The organism is Bacillus sp. SKDU12, assembly GCF_010093085.1.
Classification (GTDB): Bacteria; Bacillota; Bacilli; order Bacillales; family Bacillaceae; genus Bacillus; species Bacillus mexicanus.
Genome location: NZ_MSRC01000018.1, coordinates 155,109 through 177,942, shown reverse-complemented (window position 1 = coordinate 177,942; position 22,834 = coordinate 155,109). Strand labels below are relative to the sequence as shown.

20 protein-coding genes, 2 tRNA genes, 3 pseudogenes and 1 riboswitch are annotated in these 22,834 nt (G+C 42.6%); of the genes and pseudogenes, 7 read left to right on the top strand and 18 right to left on the bottom strand.

The window, feature by feature from the left end; genetic code table 11:
• Positions 1–28: 28 nt before the first annotated feature.
• From BTW01_RS17045 to BTW01_RS17010, 9 genes and pseudogenes are all read right to left on the bottom strand, one after another.
• Positions 29–102 (bottom strand) — tRNA-Gly (locus BTW01_RS17045).
• 15 nt (positions 103–117) lie between these two features.
• Positions 118–194: transfer RNA gene (locus tag BTW01_RS17040), tRNA-Arg, on the bottom strand.
• 651 nt (positions 195–845) lie between these two features.
• A pseudogene (locus tag BTW01_RS18775) lies at positions 846–1,177 on the bottom strand (hypothetical protein); the annotation flags it as partial.
• Positions 1,173–1,262 (bottom strand): annotated as a pseudogene (locus BTW01_RS17035) (fructokinase); the annotation flags it as partial. The pseudogenes BTW01_RS18775 and BTW01_RS17035, both read right to left, overlap by 5 nt.
• Before the next feature lie 28 nt (positions 1,263–1,290).
• Entirely contained in the window at positions 1,291–2,004 is a 714-nt protein-coding gene (locus BTW01_RS17030) for a GntR family transcriptional regulator (RefSeq protein ID WP_162104166.1), read from the bottom strand.
• A 149-nt stretch (positions 2,005–2,153) separates the two neighbouring features.
• Positions 2,154–3,551 carry a glycoside hydrolase family 1 protein gene (locus BTW01_RS17025; protein ID WP_162104165.1) on the bottom strand — a complete coding sequence of 466 codons (1,398 nt, stop codon included), beginning with the start codon at positions 3,549–3,551 and terminating at the stop codon, positions 2,154–2,156.
• Between the two features lie 15 nt (positions 3,552–3,566).
• The gene (celB, locus tag BTW01_RS17020) at positions 3,567–4,895 is read right to left on the bottom strand and encodes a PTS cellobiose transporter subunit IIC (protein WP_162104164.1); all 1,329 of its coding nucleotides are present in this window, start codon (positions 4,893–4,895) and stop codon (positions 3,567–3,569) included.
• 17 nt (positions 4,896–4,912) lie between these two features.
• Positions 4,913–5,245, bottom strand: a complete 333-nt coding sequence (locus tag BTW01_RS17015; RefSeq protein WP_162104163.1) for a PTS lactose/cellobiose transporter subunit IIA — start codon at positions 5,243–5,245, stop codon at positions 4,913–4,915.
• Entirely contained in the window at positions 5,245–5,556 is a 312-nt protein-coding gene (locus BTW01_RS17010; RefSeq protein WP_162104162.1) for a PTS sugar transporter subunit IIB, read from the bottom strand. The genes BTW01_RS17015 and BTW01_RS17010 overlap by 1 nt, the downstream gene beginning before the upstream one ends.
• Positions 5,557–5,732: 176 nt before the next feature.
• Positions 5,733–5,832: riboswitch (purine riboswitch) on the top strand.
• Positions 5,833–5,886: 54 nt separating this feature from the next.
• Here BTW01_RS17010 and pbuE point away from each other — a divergent pair.
• Positions 5,887–7,053, top strand: coding sequence for a purine transporter PbuE (gene pbuE, locus BTW01_RS17005; RefSeq protein WP_162104161.1), 1,167 nt, complete (start codon positions 5,887–5,889; stop codon positions 7,051–7,053).
• A gap of 15 nt (positions 7,054–7,068) precedes the next feature.
• Here the strand turns inward: pbuE and BTW01_RS17000 are convergent.
• Both BTW01_RS17000 and BTW01_RS16995 read right to left on the bottom strand, forming a co-directional pair.
• Positions 7,069–7,685, bottom strand: a pseudogene (locus BTW01_RS17000) (YdhK family protein).
• Positions 7,686–7,842: 157 nt separating this feature from the next.
• Positions 7,843–8,820, bottom strand: coding sequence for an HD domain-containing protein (locus tag BTW01_RS16995; RefSeq protein WP_162104159.1), 978 nt, complete (start codon positions 8,818–8,820; stop codon positions 7,843–7,845).
• A 137-nt stretch (positions 8,821–8,957) separates the two neighbouring features.
• Here BTW01_RS16995 and BTW01_RS16990 point away from each other — a divergent pair, with 137 nt between their 5' ends.
• On the top strand, positions 8,958–9,446 hold the full coding sequence (locus BTW01_RS16990; protein ID WP_162104158.1) for a DUF4944 domain-containing protein: 489 nt from the start codon (positions 8,958–8,960) through the stop codon (positions 9,444–9,446).
• Between the two features lie 45 nt (positions 9,447–9,491).
• On the opposite strand, the gene BTW01_RS16985 is transcribed toward BTW01_RS16990, so the two are convergent.
• On the bottom strand, positions 9,492–10,100 hold the full coding sequence (locus BTW01_RS16985; RefSeq protein ID WP_162104157.1) for a transglutaminase-like domain-containing protein: 609 nt from the start codon (positions 10,098–10,100) through the stop codon (positions 9,492–9,494).
• A 136-nt stretch (positions 10,101–10,236) separates the two neighbouring features.
• Between BTW01_RS16985 and BTW01_RS16980 the strand changes: the two genes are divergently transcribed.
• Both BTW01_RS16980 and BTW01_RS16975 read left to right on the top strand, forming a co-directional pair.
• Positions 10,237–11,613 (top strand): alkaline phosphatase, encoded by a 1,377-nt coding sequence (locus BTW01_RS16980; RefSeq protein ID WP_162104156.1) that lies wholly within the window; start codon positions 10,237–10,239, stop codon positions 11,611–11,613.
• A 65-nt stretch (positions 11,614–11,678) separates the two neighbouring features.
• Positions 11,679–12,368 (top strand): membrane lipoprotein lipid attachment site-containing protein, encoded by a 690-nt coding sequence (locus BTW01_RS16975; protein WP_162104155.1) that lies wholly within the window; start codon positions 11,679–11,681, stop codon positions 12,366–12,368.
• Positions 12,369–12,404: 36 nt separating this feature from the next.
• On the opposite strand, the gene BTW01_RS16970 is transcribed toward BTW01_RS16975, so the two are convergent.
• The 3 genes from BTW01_RS16970 to BTW01_RS16960 all read right to left on the bottom strand — a co-directional run bounded on the left by BTW01_RS16970 (position 12,405) and on the right by BTW01_RS16960 (position 15,809).
• On the bottom strand, positions 12,405–13,592 hold the full coding sequence (locus tag BTW01_RS16970; RefSeq protein ID WP_162104154.1) for a macrolide family glycosyltransferase: 1,188 nt from the start codon (positions 13,590–13,592) through the stop codon (positions 12,405–12,407).
• Positions 13,593–13,751: 159 nt separating this feature from the next.
• Positions 13,752–15,014, bottom strand: coding sequence for a glycoside hydrolase family 18 protein (locus BTW01_RS16965; protein ID WP_162104153.1), 1,263 nt, complete (start codon positions 15,012–15,014; stop codon positions 13,752–13,754).
• 111 nt (positions 15,015–15,125) lie between these two features.
• The gene (locus tag BTW01_RS16960) at positions 15,126–15,809 is read right to left on the bottom strand and encodes a GntR family transcriptional regulator (RefSeq protein ID WP_162104152.1); all 684 of its coding nucleotides are present in this window, start codon (positions 15,807–15,809) and stop codon (positions 15,126–15,128) included.
• A 244-nt stretch (positions 15,810–16,053) separates the two neighbouring features.
• Between BTW01_RS16960 and BTW01_RS16955 the strand changes: the two genes are divergently transcribed.
• On the top strand, positions 16,054–16,791 hold the full coding sequence (locus BTW01_RS16955; protein WP_162104151.1) for a sulfite exporter TauE/SafE family protein: 738 nt from the start codon (positions 16,054–16,056) through the stop codon (positions 16,789–16,791).
• A gap of 35 nt (positions 16,792–16,826) precedes the next feature.
• On the opposite strand, the gene BTW01_RS16950 is transcribed toward BTW01_RS16955, so the two are convergent.
• Entirely contained in the window at positions 16,827–18,035 is a 1,209-nt protein-coding gene (locus BTW01_RS16950) for a Bcr/CflA family efflux MFS transporter (protein WP_162104150.1), read from the bottom strand.
• Positions 18,036–18,381: 346 nt separating this feature from the next.
• On the opposite strand from BTW01_RS16950, the gene BTW01_RS16945 reads away from it, so the two are divergent.
• Both BTW01_RS16945 and BTW01_RS16940 read left to right on the top strand, forming a co-directional pair.
• A complete protein-coding gene (locus tag BTW01_RS16945; protein WP_162104149.1) occupies positions 18,382–18,876 on the top strand; it encodes a MarR family transcriptional regulator in 495 nt (164 codons plus the stop codon).
• Between the two features lie 15 nt (positions 18,877–18,891).
• Complete coding sequence (locus tag BTW01_RS16940) at positions 18,892–19,521, top strand: nitroreductase family protein (RefSeq protein WP_162104148.1); 630 nt, start codon at positions 18,892–18,894, stop codon at positions 19,519–19,521.
• Between the two features lie 95 nt (positions 19,522–19,616).
• Here the strand turns inward: BTW01_RS16940 and BTW01_RS16935 are convergent, their stop codons facing one another.
• Positions 19,617–22,274 (bottom strand): MMPL family transporter, encoded by a 2,658-nt coding sequence (locus tag BTW01_RS16935; protein ID WP_162104147.1) that lies wholly within the window; start codon positions 22,272–22,274, stop codon positions 19,617–19,619.
• Entirely contained in the window at positions 22,271–22,729 is a 459-nt protein-coding gene (locus BTW01_RS16930; protein ID WP_162104174.1) for a MarR family transcriptional regulator, read from the bottom strand. The genes BTW01_RS16935 and BTW01_RS16930 overlap by 4 nt, the downstream gene beginning before the upstream one ends.
• Between the last annotated feature and the right edge of the window lie 105 nt (positions 22,730–22,834).

Below are 22,834 nucleotides of genomic sequence, written 5' to 3'. Positions count from 1 at the left end.
TAGTTTTCAAAGATCATTTCATAAATAATGGAGCGGGTGATGAGAATCGAACTCACGACATCAGCTTGGAAGGCTGAGGTTTTACCACTAAACTACACCCGCGTGGTATCTTTATAATGGCGCGCCCGAGAGGAGTCGAACCCCTAACCTTTTGATCCGTAGTCAAACGCTCTATCCAATTGAGCTACGGGCGCTTATCAAGCGACTCAACTATCATACTATCATTTGATGGTGGAGTCAAGAAGTTTTTTTAGATGTTTTTTCAGAAGATCAGTGTCTTTCTTTTCGACCTTTCTTATTATACACGTTTTTTAAAACTTGTAAACACCTTAGAAAAACTTTTTGTTTTTCGTTTTGTTTCGTGCTGTTCATCAGCGACGTTTAATAATATACCATGTGCAATTTACTCAGTCAACACTTTTCTATTCTTTTATTTTATTCATTTATGCTTTGCCCCATGCCTATGTACAAATGAGATAAAAATAAAGCATTCGAAAAGAAATACGGCATGCTATGTATGAAGAATTGATCAAATCATTAAGACAGGTCCGGCAGCTGCTAAGATTCTGCCGGAAATACCGAATAAGTACAATTCTTGGTTAGGCGATGTAAATGCTTGAGAAACTTCTGATAGTTAAAGAAGTCCCATTCCATATCTCTCTGGTCGAGTTTCCAGCTAAAGTGAAGCCCACTTGTTTGCAGCTGGGCTTCACAACAAGAAGCTGTTTGCTGATCGCAACTCAAAACGGAAATATATGTAAGACATAGTGCACCCCTTGTATCAATCGTATAATGTAGAAACTCTTGTAGAACTGCTGTTTATAGAGAGATTCTGTCGTCACTCTTTAGATTACATGATGTAAGTATCCGTTAAAACCCTTCATTAAGGATGATATCAACAATTCACAAGTTCCTTCTATTAAAGACTCACCAAGATGTGCAGACAAAATAAAGTGTGAGCCTTTATTGCATTTATACTGAACACCATTATTTATCATCCGTCCTGATCCACTCTGAACACTCCCAAGCAAATAGGTTTGATGAGAAGGAAACATAGCTTGGCGCTAATCTTCCATTTACAGACTGTGAAGTAGTCCGATTGTACATATACAGTGATCACCGCGTTATCAACTTCATTCACTGCCGGTGCAGGCACTTTATCGATATGTTGCAGGGATCTCTAGTCGGTCAATGATCGTTCCATCTTCATTACCGACGGCACAAACAAACTTTGTGCCGCCTGCCTCAATTCCGCCAAGCATGCAGATGGCCTCCTTGTTATCTCCGTGATCAGCGCCGTATGTTTACTGAAGTCACGACAAACTTGTCATGCCGATGACGTGAAAAAGAATATTCAAATGGAATACCGTTATCTAAGAAGCCCACATGTTCGACTTCCAAAATAGGATCATCCTGTTTGCAGCCTAAATATTCCTGGTCAATATAATCAGATTTACAGGCCCTGATTTTCCGATGTGATCCGGCAATTTTGAGGTGCAGCACGTTTGAGATGTGGCTGTAGATCGAATCATGAAGAACACTATCATTAATGCCTGATATTAAATGGGTCGGCATATATGTTTTCTCCAATACATAAGGCTCCCCTTCTACAATCCGCAGCCGTACAACATAATAAACCGGTGTTTTCTGATCAATGGACAAATGGGCAGCTACATCCTCTGTGGGGAATTGCACTTCAAACTGTATGACCTTGCTTTTGATATTCTTATCTTTCAGCAGGTTGGTTAATCCGAGAATTTCATTACTCACCACATGGACATGGTCATCCTGTATCGCTGATTTAATAATAAACGTGCCGTGGCCTCGCTTTCTGAACAGCAGCCCTTCGGCAACTAAATTATCCAGAGCCCTTTTCATCGTCATGCGGCTGGAGTCGAACTCTTTTGCGAGCGATACTTCATCAGGAATAGGCTGATCGATCGGATATACGTTATTTTTGATTCTATCTCTCATTTCATTTGCAATGATTTCGTATTTATTCATTAGTATCCTCCGGCAGCTGTTAGAGTTTGATATCGCATAAGCTTCTTTACGGATATCATAAGTGCTTTTCCCTATTTCATCAATATTGCGGCTGATTATCATCTTGTTCACCTTGGTGATTGCCGGAAGATTATGCAGCTTTCGAAAATCTAGAAACCGTATTGTTCAGCAACCTTTTTAAACCATTTGCCGCTCTTTTTAACAGTTCTTTCTCCGTCTTTTTCAAGATTGACTGATACAAATCCGTAGCGGTTTTTATAAGCATTTGTCCAAGACCAGTTGTCCATAAACGTCCATAAGTGATAGCCTTTCACATTAGAGCCTTCCTGTATGGCGCGGTGAATCCATTTGAGATGTTCCCTTATAAACTCGATCCGATAATCATCTTGAATGATGCCATGATCATCTCTGAAGCGCTCCTCGCCTTCTACCCCCATACCGTTTTCCGAAATGAAGCACTCGATGTTCCCGTAGTTCTCTTTTACGTTGATCAAAATATCATAAACACCTTTTTCGTAAATCTCCCAGCCGCGATGTGGATTCATTTTGCGGCCTGGCATGACGTAAGGATCAAAATACCTATCCGGCAAAAAAGGAGCGTCGGGATTCGGAAGATGTTCTTTTGCTTTTACACGTCTTGGCTGATAATAATTTACTCCCAATAGGTCAACCGTGTTGTGTTTGATGATATCAAGATCTTCTTTTTTATAGTCAGGCATAAAGCCTTCGTTCTTCAAAATGGCAACCAGCTCTTTCGGAAACTCACCTTTGACAGATGGATCTAAAAAGGACCTGTTAAAAAAAGCGTCGGCTATTTCCCCTGCTTTGACATCCGCCGGGTGGCTGCTTCTGGGATACGAAGGTGTCAAATTTAAGATAATGCCGATTTTTCCGTCCTGCTTCATCTCTCTGTAAGCTTGAATGGCTCTAGCACTTGAGAGCATCGTATAAAATCCGACCTGGACAGCCTCTTGAAAATCGAGCTTGTTTGGATAGTGAAAATCATATAAATATCCGCCTTCTATAGGGACGATCGGTTCATTATGCGTGAACCACTTTTTCACCCGATCGCCGAACAAACGGAAGCATGTTTTCGCATAGTTTTCATAAGCGGCAACTGTTTCTCTGTTTACCCAGCCGCCGGTTTTTTGAAGTTCTATCGGCATATCAAAATGAAACAAATTGACAAAAGGCTCAATATCATTCGCGATCAACTCATCAATGACATCGTTATAAAATTCCGTTGCTTTGGCATTAATCTCGCCTGTTCCTCCCGGTATTAAACGCGACCAGGAAATTGACATCCGAAATGAATTGTGCCCAAGCTCCTTCATCAGCCTGATATCTTCTTTATATTTGTCGTAAAATTGAGATGTCGCAGCGGGCCCGACATGATCAAAAAACCGATGCGGCTCTTTTTCAAACCAGTAATCCCATATATTCTGCCCTTTTCCATCTCTATCGGCAGCACCCTCGGTTTGTGTTGCTGAAGCGGATGATCCCCACCAAAAATCTTTTGGAAAGCGATATTGTTCTGCTTGTGCCATGTCTCTCTCTCCTTATCACATTTTGATATTGTTATCGTTTTGCTGTGCAGCCTTTTCCTGAACTGCCTGTTCTTTTTCTTTTGCCAGATTTAATTTATCCATTGCTTTTAGGAATGGAAACCATATCACAAAGACAATCAGCAGATTGACAAGCTGCATGATGCCCCCCATGATTGAGTTCGTCGCCATTATGCCGTTAATAAATAATGGAACCGTCCACGGTACCGTGACACCAGTCGGAGGCGGAACGAACCCTGCTGACATGGCTAGATAGGTGACAAGCGTAACAATCATCGGCGCCAATACCCAAGGCACAAGAATGATTGGATTCATGACAATCGGAAGCCCGAAGATAATTGGTTCGTTTACATTAAAGATACCGGGAGCGAGACCAAGCTTGGATACTTGCTTCATCTGCCTGCTCTTCATGAATATGAGAATTGTCAATACGATCGCAAGCGTCATCCCCGTTCCGCCCATCCCAACTGTATAAATCTCCATAAACGGTTTTGAGATGATATGAGGAACTTCTTTTCCAGCCGTGTAGGCTGAAAGGTTTTCGACCTGCAGTGTATTCCAAATCGGGTCCATCACAGAGTTGATAATGATCTGTCCGTGCAGTCCGAAAAACCAAAGGATTTGAATGAAAAACACGGCAATCAGCGTCGGTATGATACCGCTTCCAAGTCCGACAAGCGGAGCCTGTATCGCATGGTAAATCACGTCATGCATATTTGTTTTAAAAAGCTGTGCCACTAAAACATTAATCAGCAAAAACACAGTCAATGTAATAAATGCCGGAATAAGTGCGGCGAATGATTTTGCTACGGCAGGCGGAACCCCCGCAGGCATTTTGATCGTCAAGTTTTTTTGAACAATTCTTCTGTAAATTTCGCCGGAAAGAAATGCCGTAATCATGCCAAGAAACATGCCTTTTGCACCGAGACGGTCGACCGGGATAACACCTGTGATGGCATCTCCTGTTTCGGGCTGGACGATAAATGGCGTTAAGAGCAAAAAGGAAACCAATGCGATTGCGCCGCCAAATATAGCTTCGACCTGATAGCTTTTTGAGAGGTAGTAGCCTATCCCGAACACAACAAAGACAGACATGATGCCCATTGTCGCCGTGGACGCTATGCCGAACTGAGACTGAAACGACGTAATCATTGTTGCGCTCATCATATTGTTTAAAAACGGCAGGTTCGTTAACACGACAAAAACAGACCCGAATATCGTAAGCGGGAAAGCCAGCATAAATGCATCACGCAGCACTTGCAAATAGCGGTTATTGTTTAACCTCCCTGCAATTGGAACAAGAAATTGGCTGATTTTCTCGAACACCCTATTCACCCCGATTTTTATAGATTCTTTGTTTCAAAGAGATCAAGCAGCTCTTTCACTAATTCTTTCATCGTCAATGTCGACATCAGATGATCCTCGGCATGCATGAGGAGCAAAGAAAAAGCAGCTGCTTCTCCCCCTGATTCTTTCTGTATCATTTGAAAGTGAATGTCATGGGCTGCGGATAAATCTTCATCAGCCTTAGAAATAAGGGCATCCGCCTCCTCCTTGTTCCCTTCCTTGTAGGCGCGCAATGATTGTACGACGCAGCTGCGGGCATTGCCGCTGTGCAGGATAAGCTGAAAACTGATTTGTTCATCTGTTAAATTTGCGATATTGTTCTGTTCCATTATTGATTCTCCATTAAGGACAATGCTTGCTCATATGCTTTTTTGCCATCTGCCATTCCGTAGGCCATCATGTCAATGACCTCCACTCGAATGCTGTATTGATCTGCCTCTTTTTGGAGTTCACTTTTTAAAAAGCTCATTTGTGGGCCGATCAAAACGGCATCCGCTTTTTTCATGTCTTCTTTTGCCTTATCCTGACCGACTGCCCAAATCTCTGTTTCCTCTCCGATGGATTGTGCGTATTCCTTCATTTTCGTCACCAATAAGCTGGTGGACATTCCTGAACTGCACGCAAGTAATATTTTTTTCAACTGATATCCCCCCTTATAATTAAAACGCTTACAAATATTATTATAGACATTAATAATTAAATGTCTATACTTTTAAAATATATATATAATCATATTTTCATTCTGTTCATTTCTTTGTAAATTTTTCTATGGAAGATTCATTTATAATGTGTTACACTCTTCAACGGAAACTCATCAATTAAATAGCTATTATCTCTTGTATAACCTCAATAATATGGTTTGAGGGTGTCTACCAGGAACCGTAAAATCCTGATTACAAAATTTGTTTATCACATTTTTTGTAATCAGGATTTTTTTATTTGTCAAAACATTTCAGTAAAGGAGTTTGTTATGAATTTTAAAGTTTTCCTGCTTGCAGCTTCTACAATTGCAGTCGGGTTAGTTGAGCTAATTGTGGGAGGAATTCTTCCTCAGATCGCAAATGATTTAGATATTTCCATTGTCTCGGCCGGACAGCTGATCAGTGTGTTTGCGCTGGGATATGCAGTGTCAGGGCCGCTGCTCTTGGCTTTAACTGCGAAGATTGAGCGCAAGCGTTTATATTTAATTGCCTTATTTATTTTCTTCCTAAGTAATCTTGTAGCTTATTTCAGCCCTAATTTTGCAACACTGATGGTATCGCGTGTATTGGCAGCGATGAGTACAGGGTTGATTGTGGTGCTTTCTTTAACGATTGCCCCGAAAATTGTAGCGCCTGAATACAGAGCGCGCGCCATCGGAATTATTTTTATGGGATTCAGTTCTGCTATCGCATTAGGCGTGCCGCTCGGAATCCTAATCAGCAATTCCTTTGGATGGCGGATTTTGTTCCTTGGCATCGGCCTTTTGGCACTCGTCTCCATGCTGATTATCTCAATCTTTTTTGAACAGATACCGACAGAGAAGATGATTCCTTTCCGGGATCAAATCAAGACGATTGGCAACCTGAAAATCGCGAGTTCACATCTTGTCACGATGTTTACTTTAGCGGGGCACTACACGCTGTACGCTTACTTTGCGCCGTTTTTGGAAGAAACTCTGCACTTGAACTCTTTCTGGGTCAGCATTTGTTATTTCCTTTTCGGCATCTCTGCTGTATGCGGGGGTCCTTTCGGCGGAGCGCTTTCTGACCGGCTTGGTTCCTTTAAGAGCATTTTGCTGGTGACCGGTTCCTTCGCCATCATTATGTTCTTACTGCCGCTGTCAACGTCGTCTATGATTTTCTTTTTGCCTGTCATGGTGATTTGGGGACTTCTGAGCTGGAGCCTCGCCCCCGCTCAGCAAAGCTATTTAATCGAAATTGCGCCAGAATCGTCTGACATTCAGCAAAGCTTTAATACATCTGCCCTCCAAGTCGGAATTGCACTTGGCTCAGCTATCGGCGGTGTCGTTTTGGATCAGACGGACACTGTAGTCTCGACAGCATGGTGCGGCGGATCAATTGTGATTATCGCGGTTCTCTTTGCCCTCATTTCTTTAACAAGACCTGTACAGAAAGCAAAAAAATCCTCCTTGTAAAGGAGGATTTTTTTGTTATTTAGCTGAAAGCTCGTCTTCGGTAACCCATTTGTGGTTTTTCACTTTTTCACCGGTTGTTGTCGATGTATAGTCAACCATGTATACGGTTGTTTTTTCTGCTGAATCGATCTCTGCTGTCGCGCCCTTCATGCCTTTCATATGAGAAGCCTCTAAAATCACTTGGTCTCCAGGATTTAATGTTTTGTCTCCTGCATCCTTGATCTCTTCTTGGATCACCCATTTGTGATGATCCACCCGCTGTCCTCCGTTTGTCGGCGTGTATGAGACTTCATACGCCGTTGTGTCATAGGCGCCAGTCACTGTAGCTTCGGCGCCTTTCATGCCTTTCATATGAGAAGCATTAATGATGACTTGGCTTCCTACTTTATATTTTGGTTTTTTAGATTCCTGTAATTCCTTTGGAACGTCAGCTGATCCGGAATGTTCCATTTCTTCATGTGATGAGGAACCTGAATGTTTTTCAGGTTTGCTTTCTTTCGCGCTATTGTCAGCACCGCATGCTGATAACACAAAAACCAGAGATAACATCAGAATTCCCAGTGCTTTTTTAGAGATTTTCATGTTCATTCTCCTTTGCTTCATTTTTTAGTGTAATGTTCACCCGCAGACAGTTGAAGCGGATAACTGCTAGCAATATAACATCTTAATAATACTATACCCCCGAACGGTATGTAAATACGCTGATATTCTCATAAAATGTTCCCGCAATCGTCCTATTCCCCTTGGTTTGTTTAGACAAACATGAAAAAAGCCGCTCTTACGCGGCAATTAATAATGCAACACTTTTATATACACACCTTTTTTTGCTTTTCGATAAGCGATATCCCCCCATTTTCTGACGTTTTCAGATATAGCTGAGGCTTTCATCCATTTGCCATGATGCAAAATGGATGGATCAATGAGACGCATTTTCTTCTTTTGATAGAAATCGTAGTGGATATTGTCCTCTTTTACTTGTATATCGGGATGAATAAATTTAAGCAAGCTCAGCACTTCTTCATTTTTTGATGAATGTAAGATGTCGAGTACCTCTTGATCGGTTTTCAGCAGATCTTCTGTAGAGAGGACATGATACTCCAGCGCTGCCTTCAATGCCCGCGCTACATATACATATCCATATACATTTACAGGATGCAAAAAGAAATCTATCACTTCCTTATAGTACACCTTGACAAACCATTCAGCGGATTCGATATCACCCGGAAACAGCCTTCCGTTACTCACAATGAGATGCTCCAAAAAGGTTTGTGCCTCGTGCAGACTAATATGTCCATATTTATACATGTCACGCAGCGTATAATCTATACGATCAGCACAGAGCTCCGGCGCAGACTGTTCCAGCATTGTCCATCTCGTATCATCCGCTAAAAGTTCTTCAGCATTATAGCCATGTTTTTTTAAGATTCCCGGAATCTTAGAGTGAGCAATGACTTGATGAAAAATGTTTTCATGGTAGTCTTCCTCTTCATTTTCAAAGACAATATCAATGACATGGGAAAAGGCTGTATGGGACACGTCGTGGAGGAGGCCAGCAATCTGCTCTTCTATCGTTCCTCCAAGCTTTTTGATGAGAAGCATCACGCCGATGGAGTGATCATACCGGGTCACATTCCACTTTCGATTGACTAAAAAACTCGCTCCGCCTTGATAGATTCCTTTTAATCTTTGTACAGGCGCACTCTTGATAAGCTCTTCCAGCACCCCATCTATATGGTGCTTCCCGTAAATGTCATCATGGATTTCCATGTTGTCACCCTCTACATCTATTTTCTTTTTATTATAAATTGTATATATTGATAGTACACATTTTCTAGGAGGAGGAACAAACTGAAAACAGCATTTTGAATCAAAGGTAATCAATGAAGCGAATAGGAGTTTTTTTTATGTTCAGTCATTATAAATATCCCCTCATTTACACGGGATCCCTATTATTGGCTTTTTGCTTGATCTTTTTTTCCTATCAGCTGATTCATCATCTGCGATTGGAGTATCCGAACTGGCAGGGAGAAAGCAAGGATCAGAAATGGGAAGCAGTTTTCACAAAAAATGAAGATGCACCGAATGAATACAGCGGCAATCTTTATTGGATCGGTGATACGGACGAAACAGACAATATTTATGTGGAAGCATTAACGATCAAAAAAGATGATGAGATTCTGTTGAGTTCTAAGACAGAAACCCCTATGCGCGATTATTCCGGCGGCACGTCTCGCGATGGCAGCGCAAAAGAGAAGTCCGTTTCTTTTTTAGAGCGGTTAGATAAACATGAGCTTGAAGGCCATGATATGACGGTTGAGGTGAAATGGAGGCAAGGTAATCATTCTGCTTCCAGTCAGTTTGCCATTCAAGAGAAGACATTATTTGATCATTGAAAAATCAGGGATTCTCGCAAAGATCCCTGATTCCCTGATTTCCCCTTACAAATTGTCCGGTAAATGACATAGATACATCTTTAAGGCGTCTGTATGTTCACTTAATACTGATAATGTTTTTAAGTGGGGTTTTGTGTAGATCAGCGGCTTATCTTGTTCTCCCAATCTCTCGTTTATCTGAAAAGCCAGCCGCTCTCTCTCAATTGAAAATTGTGCATTGACTCCCTCCTTGTTCCCACGGGCATCCAACCTTATCCATTTTCTAACAGAAGTAAGATATACCGCATTTAACGCATGAATACAATAACCTTTGTCCGATGTATCAAATAGTATTAATCTTTGATAACAGAAGCCTGTTGGGATTCCTTCTCCGCGCAGTAAGGCAGCTAAAAGATTTGATTTGGCATAGCAAATCCCCTCCTTGAATCTCAGAACTTCTGAAGCATGGCAAGTAACTCGTTTGCTTTGAATATCCCATGAGTGTGCTATGTCATCCCTGACGAACTCAAAAGCAATTTTTGCTTTTTCTATGTCTGTTTGGGATGAATGAAAAAGTTCATCTGCCTTCTTCTTTATTAGCGGGTGAGAATAATCAACTTTTTTCAACTCACAAACATAATCACTCAGCCGATCTGATTCACAAATCATCTTCATATAACTCTCTCCCTTTTCCCACAATTTCCGCAACCCTCTTAATCTTGTAAATCCAATCTTTAAAATCGATTAATACCAGCTTAACAGTTTAAAAATATAATGAGGTTGTCATTCAAGATTTTAGGAGGTTATCCAGTTGAAAAAATTCCCGAAGAAATTACTGTCTATTGCGGTTTTATCATCTATTGCATTCAGCAGCTTCGTCAGCGGAGGGGTGCCTGAAGCCATCGCCAAGGAGAATCCAGACGAAATTAAGAATGTGATCGTTCTGATTGGTGATGGAATGGGTGTATCTTATACGTCCGCTTATCGCTACTTAAAGGATAATAAAAAGACAAAAACTGTAGAGCCTACGGCATTTGACCAATACCTTGTCGGCCAGCAAATGACTTATCCCGATGATCCTGAGCAAAATGTGACAGACTCTGCAGCTGCAGCAACGGCCATGTCTGCGGGAATCAAAACATACAACAATGCGATTGCAGTGGATAACGGCGGGTCAGAGGTCAAAACGGTGCTTGAAGCGGCGAAAGAAAAAGGGAAATCAACAGGGCTTGTGGCCACGTCAGAAATCACGCACGCCACTCCGGCCTCTTTCGGTGCACATAATCACAGCCGGAAAAATATGAACTCGATCGCCAATGATTATTTTGATGAAATGGTAAACGGCAAACATAAAATCGATGTTCTGCTTGGCGGAGGAAAAAGCAATTTTGATCGTAAGGACCGCAATTTGATTAAGGAATTCAAGAAATCGGGATACAGCTATGTGGATAACCGCAAGGACTTGATGAAAAATAAAGACAGTCAAATTCTCGGCCTATTTGCTGACGGCGGGCTTCCTAAAATGATTGACCGCACGAAGGATATTCCTTCATTAAAAGAGATGACCAACACAGCGATTAAAAAATTAAGCAAAGATAAAGACGGGTTTTTTCTTATGGTTGAAGGGAGCCAGATTGACTGGGCGGGGCATGACAATGATATCGTCGGAGCCATGAGTGAGATGGAGGACTTCGAACACGCTTTTAAGGCGGCAATTGATTTCGCCAAAAAAGACAAACACACATTGGTTGTCGCAACGGCTGATCACTCCACCGGCGGGTATTCTATCGGTGCGGACGGCAACTACAACTGGTTCAGTGAACCAATAAAAGCGGCAAAGCGCACACCTGACTTTATGGCAGAAAAAATCGCTGGCGGTGCGGATGTTGAAAAAACGTTAAAAACGTATATTGACCAAAAGAAATTGGCTTTAACCAAAGCAGAAATTCAATCTGTTAAAAAAGCCGCAAAAACGAAAGAAGTGCTTGAAATCGACCATGCGATCGAGGAGATATTCAATAAACGCTCACACACCGGCTGGACAACAGGCGGACATACTGGTGAAGATGTCCCCGTATATGCGTATGGTCCGTCTAGTGAGACATTTGCCGGCCAAATCGATAATACGGAAATCGCCAAAAATATCTTCAAAGCTTTACAATACAATCTGAAAATTATCGATAAATAAAAGAATACAGGGTGTCCCGTTGCTCGTATGAAGTAGCGGGATCTCTTTTTAATGGAGGAATCATAATGAGAAAAATTCTTTCAATTTTCGTTTTTGCTATCATGCTCGCGGGCTGTTCATTGAATGCCAGTTCAGAAAAACCAAGTGCGCGCGGAGAGCAAGGGGTAAAAGCCGTACCGCAAAGCACGTCATCGCAAAAAGACAGTTTAGATGAGTATCAGCCTAATTCCCAAGTAACCGATGACCGGTCATTGCTAAAGGTTGGCCAAATGTTTTCTGATGATAAGGGAAAAGCTGTTTTAAAGGATATCAAGCAAGTGAATCAAACTTATAAGGTTGGCGACGTCGAGTTAACCGTAAAAGAAATGAAGCTCATCCATTTGCGCCCGGACTACAGCATGATTGATTATTTTCATGTGTTAACACATGATGAAGAGTTTGATTTCGTTAAGGTTTTCGTTGACATCAAAAACACCTCTTCAAAGAAAGTACATGCTGCGCCGATTGCCTTGATGAAAACAAATACAGGGGAAACCTTTGATTGGAACAAAGATATTTATCTTGAAGAGTTGAATGGTGAGTTGGAAAGCGGTGCGGAAAAGTCCGGAAATCTCGGCTTTATTTTGGACGCATCAAGCGACAATGCTGATAAGAAAAAAGCAGAAATCAAGTGGGTCGAAATCACGACAAGTGACGTATTTGACCATAACGATAAAAAAATCAGTGATGCCCAAAAGATCAAAATTAAATTTTAAAAGATGAACTCCCGTATGAAGTACGGGAGTCTTTGCTTATTTGGTTTTTTGATGAATCAATTCATCAATCCGCTTCATCACTTCATCCATATCCATACACTCTTGGAAGCTTTGATTGATTTTTTTTATGCCTGCCGTATACTGATCATTGTGCAAAACCTCATCTGCGGCCTGTTTTAATAGTTGGACATTGACTTCATCTTTAGAGATGACATAGCCCGCATGGAGTTCAGAGAGACGCTGCGCCACCATCGGCTGATCCTTGTCATGAGGCATGACCACCAGCGGCACACTGAAATGAATGCCTTCGTTTACACTGTTCATTCCGCCGTGAGTAATAAAAACATCAGCTTGCTCGAGCACTTCCAGCTGAGGGACATACGGGGTGATGATAAAGTGTTCCGGCGCCTGTTTTAGTTTTGTGAAATCTGCTTTTTCCCCGGCAGCGATGACGACTTTTCCGTTAAAGCCGGAAAAGGCATCAATACAAAGGTTGAAGAAATCCTCCGTATGATCCAAAACAGTCCCCATTGAAATATAAATGACCTTTTCATCTATTAACTGTTCAATTGGGAAATCTGTTTTTTCTGCTCTCTTCGGAAAGCTTGGACCGATAAACAGACATTCATCTCCGAAACGATCGCTTTCAGGCTGAAAATAACGGCTTGTATATACTACATTCAATTCCCCTTGGTTATTCATGAATTGAACCAAGTTTTTCGGAGCGACACCGTACGTTTCTTTCATTTTTGCCAAAAGGTCTTCGCACTCTTGATCCAATTCTAGCGGCACTCCTGAATCCGGGTGCAGCGGCAGGATTTTCAGATGTTCTTGACCAAACAGGAAGGACGCTGATGAAGAGACTCCTGGAATATCTAAATAGTCCCTCACCAATTCTCCCGCGCCGAATTTATCATAATACACAAAATCAAATTGAATACTCTTTGATAAGTCTTTGACAATATGTAAAATGTCCAGCGAGGTTTTGATATGAATTTTCAAAAAATCAAGAATGCCAGTGGGCGAGCCGATATGAATCGGTGTTGTTCGCAGTAAATCCCGGTGAAGATGGACGGTTGCTCCCGCCGCTTCTAATCGTTTTTTGTATTTTTCAGTAGAAATATAATGGACATCATACCCCTTATCGGAAAACGCTTTTGTGATGCCTAATGTAGGATTCACATGGCCTTCCGCAGGAAAATTCAAAATCAATACTGATTTCATTTTGACAGCTCCCTCTCACATCGAATTCTAATATTTGTTTGGTCAGACTACTACTAATCGTAAAATGGGAACGCACCCCTATGCAAGGAACAAATGATTGAATGATTCTGTTCTGCTGGGAACTGAATCAAAAAAAGACACCGGGCTCTAGTGCCTTTTTTATAGCTTTCTGATCGTAAAAAATTTCCGTAGTAGCCAGGGGCCTGGCGTAAATCCCAAGGTTAACTGCCAAGCGCCTATGGCTTGCAATCTATATTCGCGGACGATCTGCATCTTCCGGCTCATACTCCTGACATCTTCAAACCATACCTCATGCGTCCGCCCCTGCTGATCAGTATAGCGGAAAAATGGGGATTGGAACTCGGCTGAATATTGGATCGGAGCTTGATACCTCATCGCTCTTTCGATTGCGTTTTGATTTGAAATCGCTGAAGCAACTGTCCCCGGCTGGTAAGGGATAATCCAATCGTACCCGTAGAGCGGGACTCCGATAATAATTTTTCTGCTTGGCACCTGCGCAATCGCGTACTCAATGGTTCTCCTAATCTCAGGAATAGGTGCTACAGGTCCCGGTTCACTTCCGGCATGATGCCAATCATAAGCCATGATAAACATATAATTGACAACCGCTCCTATTCCCCCGTAATCATAGCCTCTCAGCCAAGATATGTTATCGCTTGTTTTTGCCGGAACAGCTATCGTCAGCACATACCCTCCCGGCTGAAGACGATCTCTCAGCTGACGCAAAAAACCAGTGAAAAGATCACGATCCGCGGCGCCCACCTGTTCAAAGTCGATTGTCACACCGCCATATCCCCTTGTAGAAACTAAGTAATAAATATTGTTGACCAGATTGGTTCTTGCTGTTGGGCTGTTCAGGACTTGGTGAACAAGTGCTGTGCTGAATCCTGCTGATGTAAGGTTTGCAATCGTCGCAAGCGGTGTCACCCGCCTTCGCCATGTTGCCTCAATAGCGGCCGTATCATTCAACTGGTTTGCAATGTCTCCGTTAGGTGCAAAGCGGTATTCAAAAATCGAAATCGAAGACGAGTATGGCGCATAATCACTGATCAATTCCCGATCGAGGTCAGGGGTTCGAAGCACGTAAAAACTTAACGTTCCCGCAATGTAATTTGAAATAGAAGGAATCGTTATTTTTGCCCCTGCTTGTAAAGCATTTGGGCTGATGCCCGGGTTTGCTGCCCGCAGACGCTCTATAGGGACAAAGGTTTTCGCTGCAATGGCATCCAGCGTGTCCCCTGGCTGAACTGTATATACATAAAGAGGGATAAGCAGAGCCTGCCCCGGTACGATATTCGTTTCATCTAATCCATTCACACCCCGGATTTGATCAACTGAAGCACCGTATCTTCTGCCTATAGAAAATAAAGAATCACCAGGCCGGACAATATGGATAAACATGTTTAACCCCCATCATTCGTTAGTCAATCCATCATAAAATGTTATGAACGAAGGCTCTTTTATATGTTTGTGAATACAAAAATACCAAGGGCTGCTCCCCTTGGTACCGAATTATTCCGACTCATTTTCTTTTCCTGCATCAAGCACATGCTTCAAATGCTCACAGTCATGATGAAAATGGGCCATCACATACTGTTTGGCCGCTTCTTTGTTTTTCTTTTTCACTTCTTCAAATATCTTGCGGTGTTCACTCAGTATGGTTTCTGCCCGATGGTCACCAGTATAATTAAGAATTCTGCAAAAGTGAATCAGATCACTGACATGCTCAAGCAAATTCTTCAAATGTCTGTTATGGCTAAAAACTACAAGCAGCTCATGAAACTTTTGGTTCAAATGAATGATTTTCGTATCTTCCATGCCGTTGTGAATGGCTTTTTCTGTTTCTTCAAGCTGGTTTTCAAGTATAGCAAGCTCTTTTTCATCAGCTTCTTCTATGACTAACTCGACTGCCAGCTGCTCCAGCGGTATCCTTATTTTATAAATCTCATCTACATCTTTTGCCGTTAACGATGTGATCGAAAATCCATTTCGGTCATCCGCCTTTAATAAACCATCTTTCTCAAGCAGCCGCATAGCTTCCCTTATCGGAGAGCGGCTGACGCCGAAGCTTTTCGCCAGCTGAGTTTCGTTTATCCGTTCCCCCGGCTTAAACGTTCCGTTGAAGATCATTTTTTTCAGCTGGTTATAAAACTGCAGATAGTACGGAGTCGGTTTGTCTAATTTAAAATCGTCCATATATAATACCTCTTTTAAAATATTCAAGGGATTTTCTTTATCAAAATCATATAACAGATGGTATTAGGAAGCAACAAACTGTCTTGTCAGATCCCAAAATTTGAGGTACGATATGTTTGCTGAACGACGGTCGACGGACTACTGACAACTAAAAAACGGGATGTTTTTTTATCATCATTAGGACGCTATCCCTCCGCCTATCGCGCACTTATCATTTTTAGATCTTTTTAATGGAGGTAAAAATATGCTTATTGTTTTTGTTATGTTTCTTCTCGGTATTATCTTAGGCTTTATTGGTGCCGGAGGAGCAGGCTTTGTCATTGCTCTTTTAACTCTTCTTTTCCACGTCCCGATTCATACAGCTTTAGGCACTTCTCTCGCCGGTATGGCTTTCACCAGCTTATCTGGAGCGTACAGCCACTATCGTGAAGGCAATATTCAAATGAAAATCGGCTTAACTGTAGGCTGCTTTGCTGCGGTTGGCTCATTTTTCGGCGCAAAGCTGACATCGTTCATTCCGGCTGACTTGCTTCATTATTTGACGGCTGGCATGTTGTTTTTATCAGCGATTTTAATTTTAATCAGATTGTTTATTTTAAAAGAGAAAGCTCAAATGGATCAAAGCTCTCTTTCAACGTATACGAGAGCTGTTATCTTAGGAATTATAGCTGGTATTCTTTCCGGCACATTCGGCATCGGATCAGCGCCTTTTATTCAAATCGGTTTAATGATCATGCTGAACCTGTCGATCCGCCATTCTGTCGGAACGACAATGCTTGTCATCATCCCGCTAGCTGTAGGCGGAGGCATCGGATATATCACAGAAGGATTTGTCGATTATGTCTTGCTGCTCAAAGTTCTGATCGGCACAATGTGCGGTGCCTATGTAGGCGCGAAGTTCACCAATCTTATGCCAAAGGTGGTTTTAAAATCGGCCATCTTCTTGACTCCTGCAATTGCGGGCTTGCTGTTGTTATTCTAAATAAAACAAAAAAACCTGACTGGCGTCAGGTTTTTTTATAAGTTTTTCTCTGCTCGTTCTTTCGTTAATCCAAAAAACGCCAGTGAGCCGATGACCGCTGTCACAAACATAATCGCTCCCATCGGAACGGCTGTTGTCTCATTAATGCCAACAAGCGGCGACACGATCGAACCGAGGAGCAGCGGCAGCATGCCGAGCAGCGCGCTGGCACTTCCGGCACGATGCCCCTGCCTTTGCATCGCCAGCGTAAACGTGCTGGTCAAAACCATACCAATCGTAATCATGTACACAAAAATGGATATGACTAATGTGGCAAGAGGTCCATGAAGAATGGTCATCGTCAAAAGGACAGCAGTCGCAATCATAGCAGTGATAACCGCCATGCGAAGCAGGCTTTTTTCAGGGATGATTCCGCCAAAACGCCCGATGATAAAGCTGCCTGATATAATCGCCAGACCGTTAATGCCGAAAAGAATACTAAACACCTGTGGAGATACACCGTAAATATCCTGGTATACAAAGGGAGTACCGGACACATAGGCGAAGCTTCCCCCATGAATAAATCCGACTGTTAACGCGTACCCCATAAAGGATCGATCCTTCAGCAGGCTGCCCATCGTTTTGACAGAGGTCCCGATTGAGCTCGGAATCCGGTTTTCCGGCGGCAGCGTTTCTTTTAATTTAAAGGCAATCAAAAGAACAAGTAAAAATCCAATGATTGTTAGGACATAAAAAATGGTATGCCACGTTGCAAATGGTAAAAGCAAAATAGCCCCGCCTGTCATCGGCGCAACCATTGGCGCAACAGCGGTAATGACCATTAACAGTGAGAAAAATTTAGAAAGCTCTCGTCCGGTAAACACATCGCGGACAATGGCACGAGACAGCACAAGTCCTGCGGAAGCGGTAAATCCCTGCAAGAAACGCGCAGCCACTAATGTTGTAATATTGGGCGACAGCGCACAAAACAGAGACGATAACGCAAATAAAAAAATACAGATTAATAGCGGTTTCCGTCTTCCCTGCGCGTCACTGACCGGTCCGACAATCAGCTGCCCGATCGTAAGCCCGACCAGACAGGCTGTTAAACTTAACTGTACAAGTGAAGCACTTGCTGATAAGTCACCCGCAATGTCAGGAAAACTTGGCAAATACATATCTATGTTAAGCGGGCCTAATATGGCAAGCATGCCGAGCAGAAATGCCAATGCCAAGCGCTCTTTTCCAGTTGGATTGTGCAGCATGTTATCAACCCTTCCCTTCAACCTATTGATGCTAACTCCAACGATAAATTGAAGCTGTAAAACATTTGTATATTGTATCATAACTTTCAGGCTGTGAAAGCCGTTTGATGCTCGAACGAAAGACACAAAAATCAGGGTCTGCTGACTTGATTCAGCAAGTGCCGAATCCCTTGTTCTATGCCCGTAATCGCAAATCCGATATAAAAAGAATATCACTCAACACTGTAATGATAAGCTTTTTGTTTTCATCGTAATGAAAAGAGCCAAAATTAAAATGACATTCACTCGCAGAGTTTTTTCAAATATGCATATGTCTTGCAAGATAAAATAAATCGTAGTATATTAATTGATGTGTCAATCATTGATAAGTCAATTAATTGTGTTGGCAAGAAGGAAGGGATGGGTTTTGGCGTCATTTTGTTCAGAGGAAGCCAAGATTTTATATCAGCTGCAAAGCGTGAACAAGGTGATTGGCATGAAGTTCGAGGCATGCACGGGCATCAGCCAATCTCGTTTGGAATTGCTGACATTGCTATATCATGCAGATGAGATCAGTCAAAGCGATCTTCAAAAGAACGTAAATATAGACAGCGCAGCCGTCACTAGACACCTGAAACAACTGGAAGCCAAAGGCATGGTATCAAGACGGCGCAAACCTGAAGACAACCGCATCACTCTTGTTCGATTAACAGACCAAGGAAGAGAGCGAATCGAGTCTTCCAAGAAAGAAAAAGAGCGTTTCATGCAAGAAATGCTCGCAAATGTAAGTGCAGAAGAACGCAGCCTGCTTATTGATGTACTGGCGCGCATGCGGGACAACATAAACAATATTAAAGCATAAGAGGAGTGTATCAACATGATCAAAACAAATGATTTTATGGAGATTATGAAAGGACGCCGTTCCATTCGCAACTATGATCAGACAGTAAAAATCAGTAAAGAAGAGATGACAGAAATCTTAGAGGAAGCAACGACAGCGCCATCTTCTGTCAATGCACAGCCATGGCGTTTTCTCGTCATTGACAGCCCGGAAGGAAAAGAAAAGCTCGCACCGCTTGCAAGCTTTAACCAAACACAGGTTGCAACATCATCTGCCGTCATCGCTGTATTTGCAGACATGAACAATGCAGACTATTTAGAAGAAATCTATTCAAAAGCCGTGGAACTCGGTTACATGCCGCAGGAGGTCAAAGACAGACAAATCGCTGCGCTGACCGCTCATTTTGAAAAGCTTCCGGCACAAGCGAACCGCGAAACAATCCTGATTGACGGTGGCCTTGTTTCCATGCAGCTCATGCTGACTGCACGCGCGCACGGCTACGATACAAACCCGATCGGCGGTTATGATAAAGAAAATATCGCGGAAACGTTCGGACTAGATAAAGAACGTTATGTACCGGTTATGCTTCTTTCTATCGGAAAAGCAGCAGACGAAGGCTATGCTTCCTACCGCCTGCCGATTGATACAATTGCAGAATGGAAATAAAACAAAGAGCCTGGGGATATCCCCAGGCTCTTTGTTTTACATAAAGCCGCCGTTTGATCGTCTGGCCTGTTTTTTCGTTAACACGTCTGATGAGATTATTCTTTGACTTTCTTTTTGCCAAACGGCCACCAGTTTCCTTCGCCAAAGGTCGCAATGATTGCCGGAATGAACAGCGGAAGAATGACAAGACCGTAAAGCAGCAGCCCGATAATAATAACACTTGCCACCTGCATCAGCGTATTGACGCCTGAAGGCATCATCGCCGCGAACGTGCCGGCCAAAATAATGGCAGCCGTTATAATGACAGACCCCATTTTGCTCATTGATCGGATGACCCCCTGCTCAATGCCCATGTGCACCTCTTCTTTAAACCGGTCCAGCAGAAAGATCGAATAATCCACGCCTAACGCGATCAAGATAACAAAGCTGAAGAACGGTACTGCCCAGCTGATGCCGGCGCTTCCTAAGCCGTTTACAAAAATTAATTCTGTGATCGATATCGACGTATAGTACGTCAGCAGCAGTGACGCAATCATATAAATCGGCATGATCATGGAGCGGAACAAAATGGTTAACACGATAAACAGGCCAATAATCATGATCATCATTGTTCTAGAGAAGTCCGTTGTAGACAGCTCCTTTAAATCCGCATTCATGCTTGTGACCCCGCCGTATACGATCTGAGCGTCCTTCAGAGGAGTGCCGTCAACTTCGTTTCCTACAGCTTTTTTGATTTGATTTATTGTCGTAATCGCTTGTTCTGAATAAGGGTTGGAATCTAAGACGACGCTTAATTGCACACCTTTTCCGTCTGCGAAGGAATACTGGTCAATGGACTTCTTAAAGTCTTTATCCTTCATGACTTGATCAGGAAGGAATATCCCTGTATCCCTTACAGTTGAGCTTTTGCTCATATCCTCTAGCATATCGCTGGAAACTGTTATTCCGTCAGAGATTTTCGTCAAACCGTTATTTGCACTCTTTACACCATCGGCAAGCTTCTTCAGGTTTTCTGACAAGGTTCCGGCTTGGGCCTGCTGGCCTGAAAGCTGCTGGTTCGCTTGTTCAAGCCCGGTTTGAATCTGGCCTAGCTGTCCGCTGATTGCTGTAAGCTGCTGTGCGGTCTGAGCGGTATTACCCGTTTGAGAAACCTGTTTGCTCACGAGCTGCAGCTGCTGATTGATTTTGCCCAATCCTTCGGCCGCATCGCCCAGTGAACCGCCGGAGCTGCTATTAGAGGCCGTACCGGTTTGCCCTGCCATCTGATTCAATCCGTTTTCAATATCCGTTAAACCGCTTTGGACATCGGCGATTCCTTTTACCGTTTTATCCAGCCCGTCTGAAACTGAGCCCAGCTGCTTATCAATATATAAATCTTTGATTTTTTCACCGGTCGGCTGTGTAATGGTCATGACAGAGTCAACATGATCGACTTTCTCGATCGCTTTGCTGATATTTCCGAGATAAGGAATTGTATCAGCTGTTGTGAGGTCTTTGTCTCCTTTTACGACAACATTGATCGGGAACGCTTTCCCTTCACCGAATCCATCTTTGATGGCCTCGAGCGCTTTTACTGATTTATACTTGCTGCTGATTTCCGCAGTCGAATCGAACGAAATCTGGTCATCATAAGTTAAGATGAACGGAAGCGTAATTATGACCGTGATGACAATAAACAGAAACGGACGTGCAACGGAGTGTTTGCCAAGAAACGCCCATAATTTATTGTCACTATGTGATAATACTTTTCTAGAAGGCCAGAATAATTTTTCACCCAGTGTCACCATAAATAATGGCAGCAATGTGTAGAGGATGATCATTAAAATTCCGACACCTACTGCGACTCCCACTGCAGATTGGAAAATCGCAAACTTCGCAAACCCTAAGGCGGAAAATCCGATCAATACTGCAAATCCGCTGATAAATAAGGTTTTTCCCCCTGTACGGTAAGCAATAAGCGCAGCTTCTTTTTTGTCATGCCCGTTTGCCAATTCTTCACGGAATCGAGTAAGAAGCAGGATGCAGTAATCTGTTCCGATACCGAACAAAATGGCGACTAAGAAGGTTTGCGTAAACGTCGAGATCGGAAAATCAACATTGTACACAAGGATCCCCAATATGGATTGACTGATCAAATAAGAAAAACCGACAACCACAATCGGGATAAAAGGCGTCACAACAGATCGGAACACGATCAGCAATAAACCGATGATTAAGCAGACTGTGATCACTTCCGTCTTCTTAAGCCCTTCCTCTGAGCTGTGGGCGAAATCCTGATTGATGAGAGAAGCTCCCGTAATATATGCCGTCAAATCCTCAGGGACAATTTTATAAATGTCATCCGCGATTTTTTCCGCTTTTTTATCAGAACCTGTGATCGTGACAGGAATAAGGACGGTTTTCTTGTCTTTTGATATCAATTGGTCTCTGACTTCTTTTTCCGCAGTCAGAGGAGACGTGACCTCATCCACACCGTCGATCTTTTTGATTTTATCGATTATTGTGCGGAGCTCGCCCTCTGTTTCTTTCTTCAACGCGTGGTCTAATGTAAAGACTGCACTGATTGAATGATTGTCTTCACCAGCTTGCTTTAAAATGGCATTTGCTCTTTCTGATACAGCATCAGCCGGAAGCTGGGCCTGCCCCTTTTGATTGGCAAGCTCCGTCAAGTTCGGAGAAAACAAACTTAATACGACGGTAAGTGCTAATATAACGGCAAAAATGGCCCATTTAAATGTAATGATCGCTCTCATTTGGCTGGATCTCCTCCTTTAAATTTATTTTTTAGAATTGTAAAGATCTCTATGATAGAGTTTAAGTGTTCCTCATCTATATCATCGATCAGCTCTTTAAGAGCGTTAAAGATGGCTGCATCTAATTCTTCTAGTATGTTTTCACCGCTGGCTGTGATGCTAATCAGCTTCGAGCGCTTATCACTTTTCACCTGACAGTCATCCCATTCCACCAATCCCTTATCAAGCAGCTTTTTCAGTCTGTTTGAAATTGCACTCTTATGTACATTTTGATACATGGCGAGGCTGCCGGGAGAGGTTGGGCCCTTAACTTTTAAGATTTTCAACAGGTCAGCCTGTTCCCTTGAGATATGCTTGAAGACATCCTGATTGATTTCATGATGTACAAACTCTGTTCCTTCAAGTAACACTTCCACAAACAGGTTGATCGCCTGACATAGCTTTTGTTCATTCAACATCTTCCCCTCCTCCCTATAGTTTACCCCTCTAAACTTTATGATCAACGTTCATTAGTTTATTTCCCTAAACTATGTCTGTCAACATATTTTATTTATGATCCC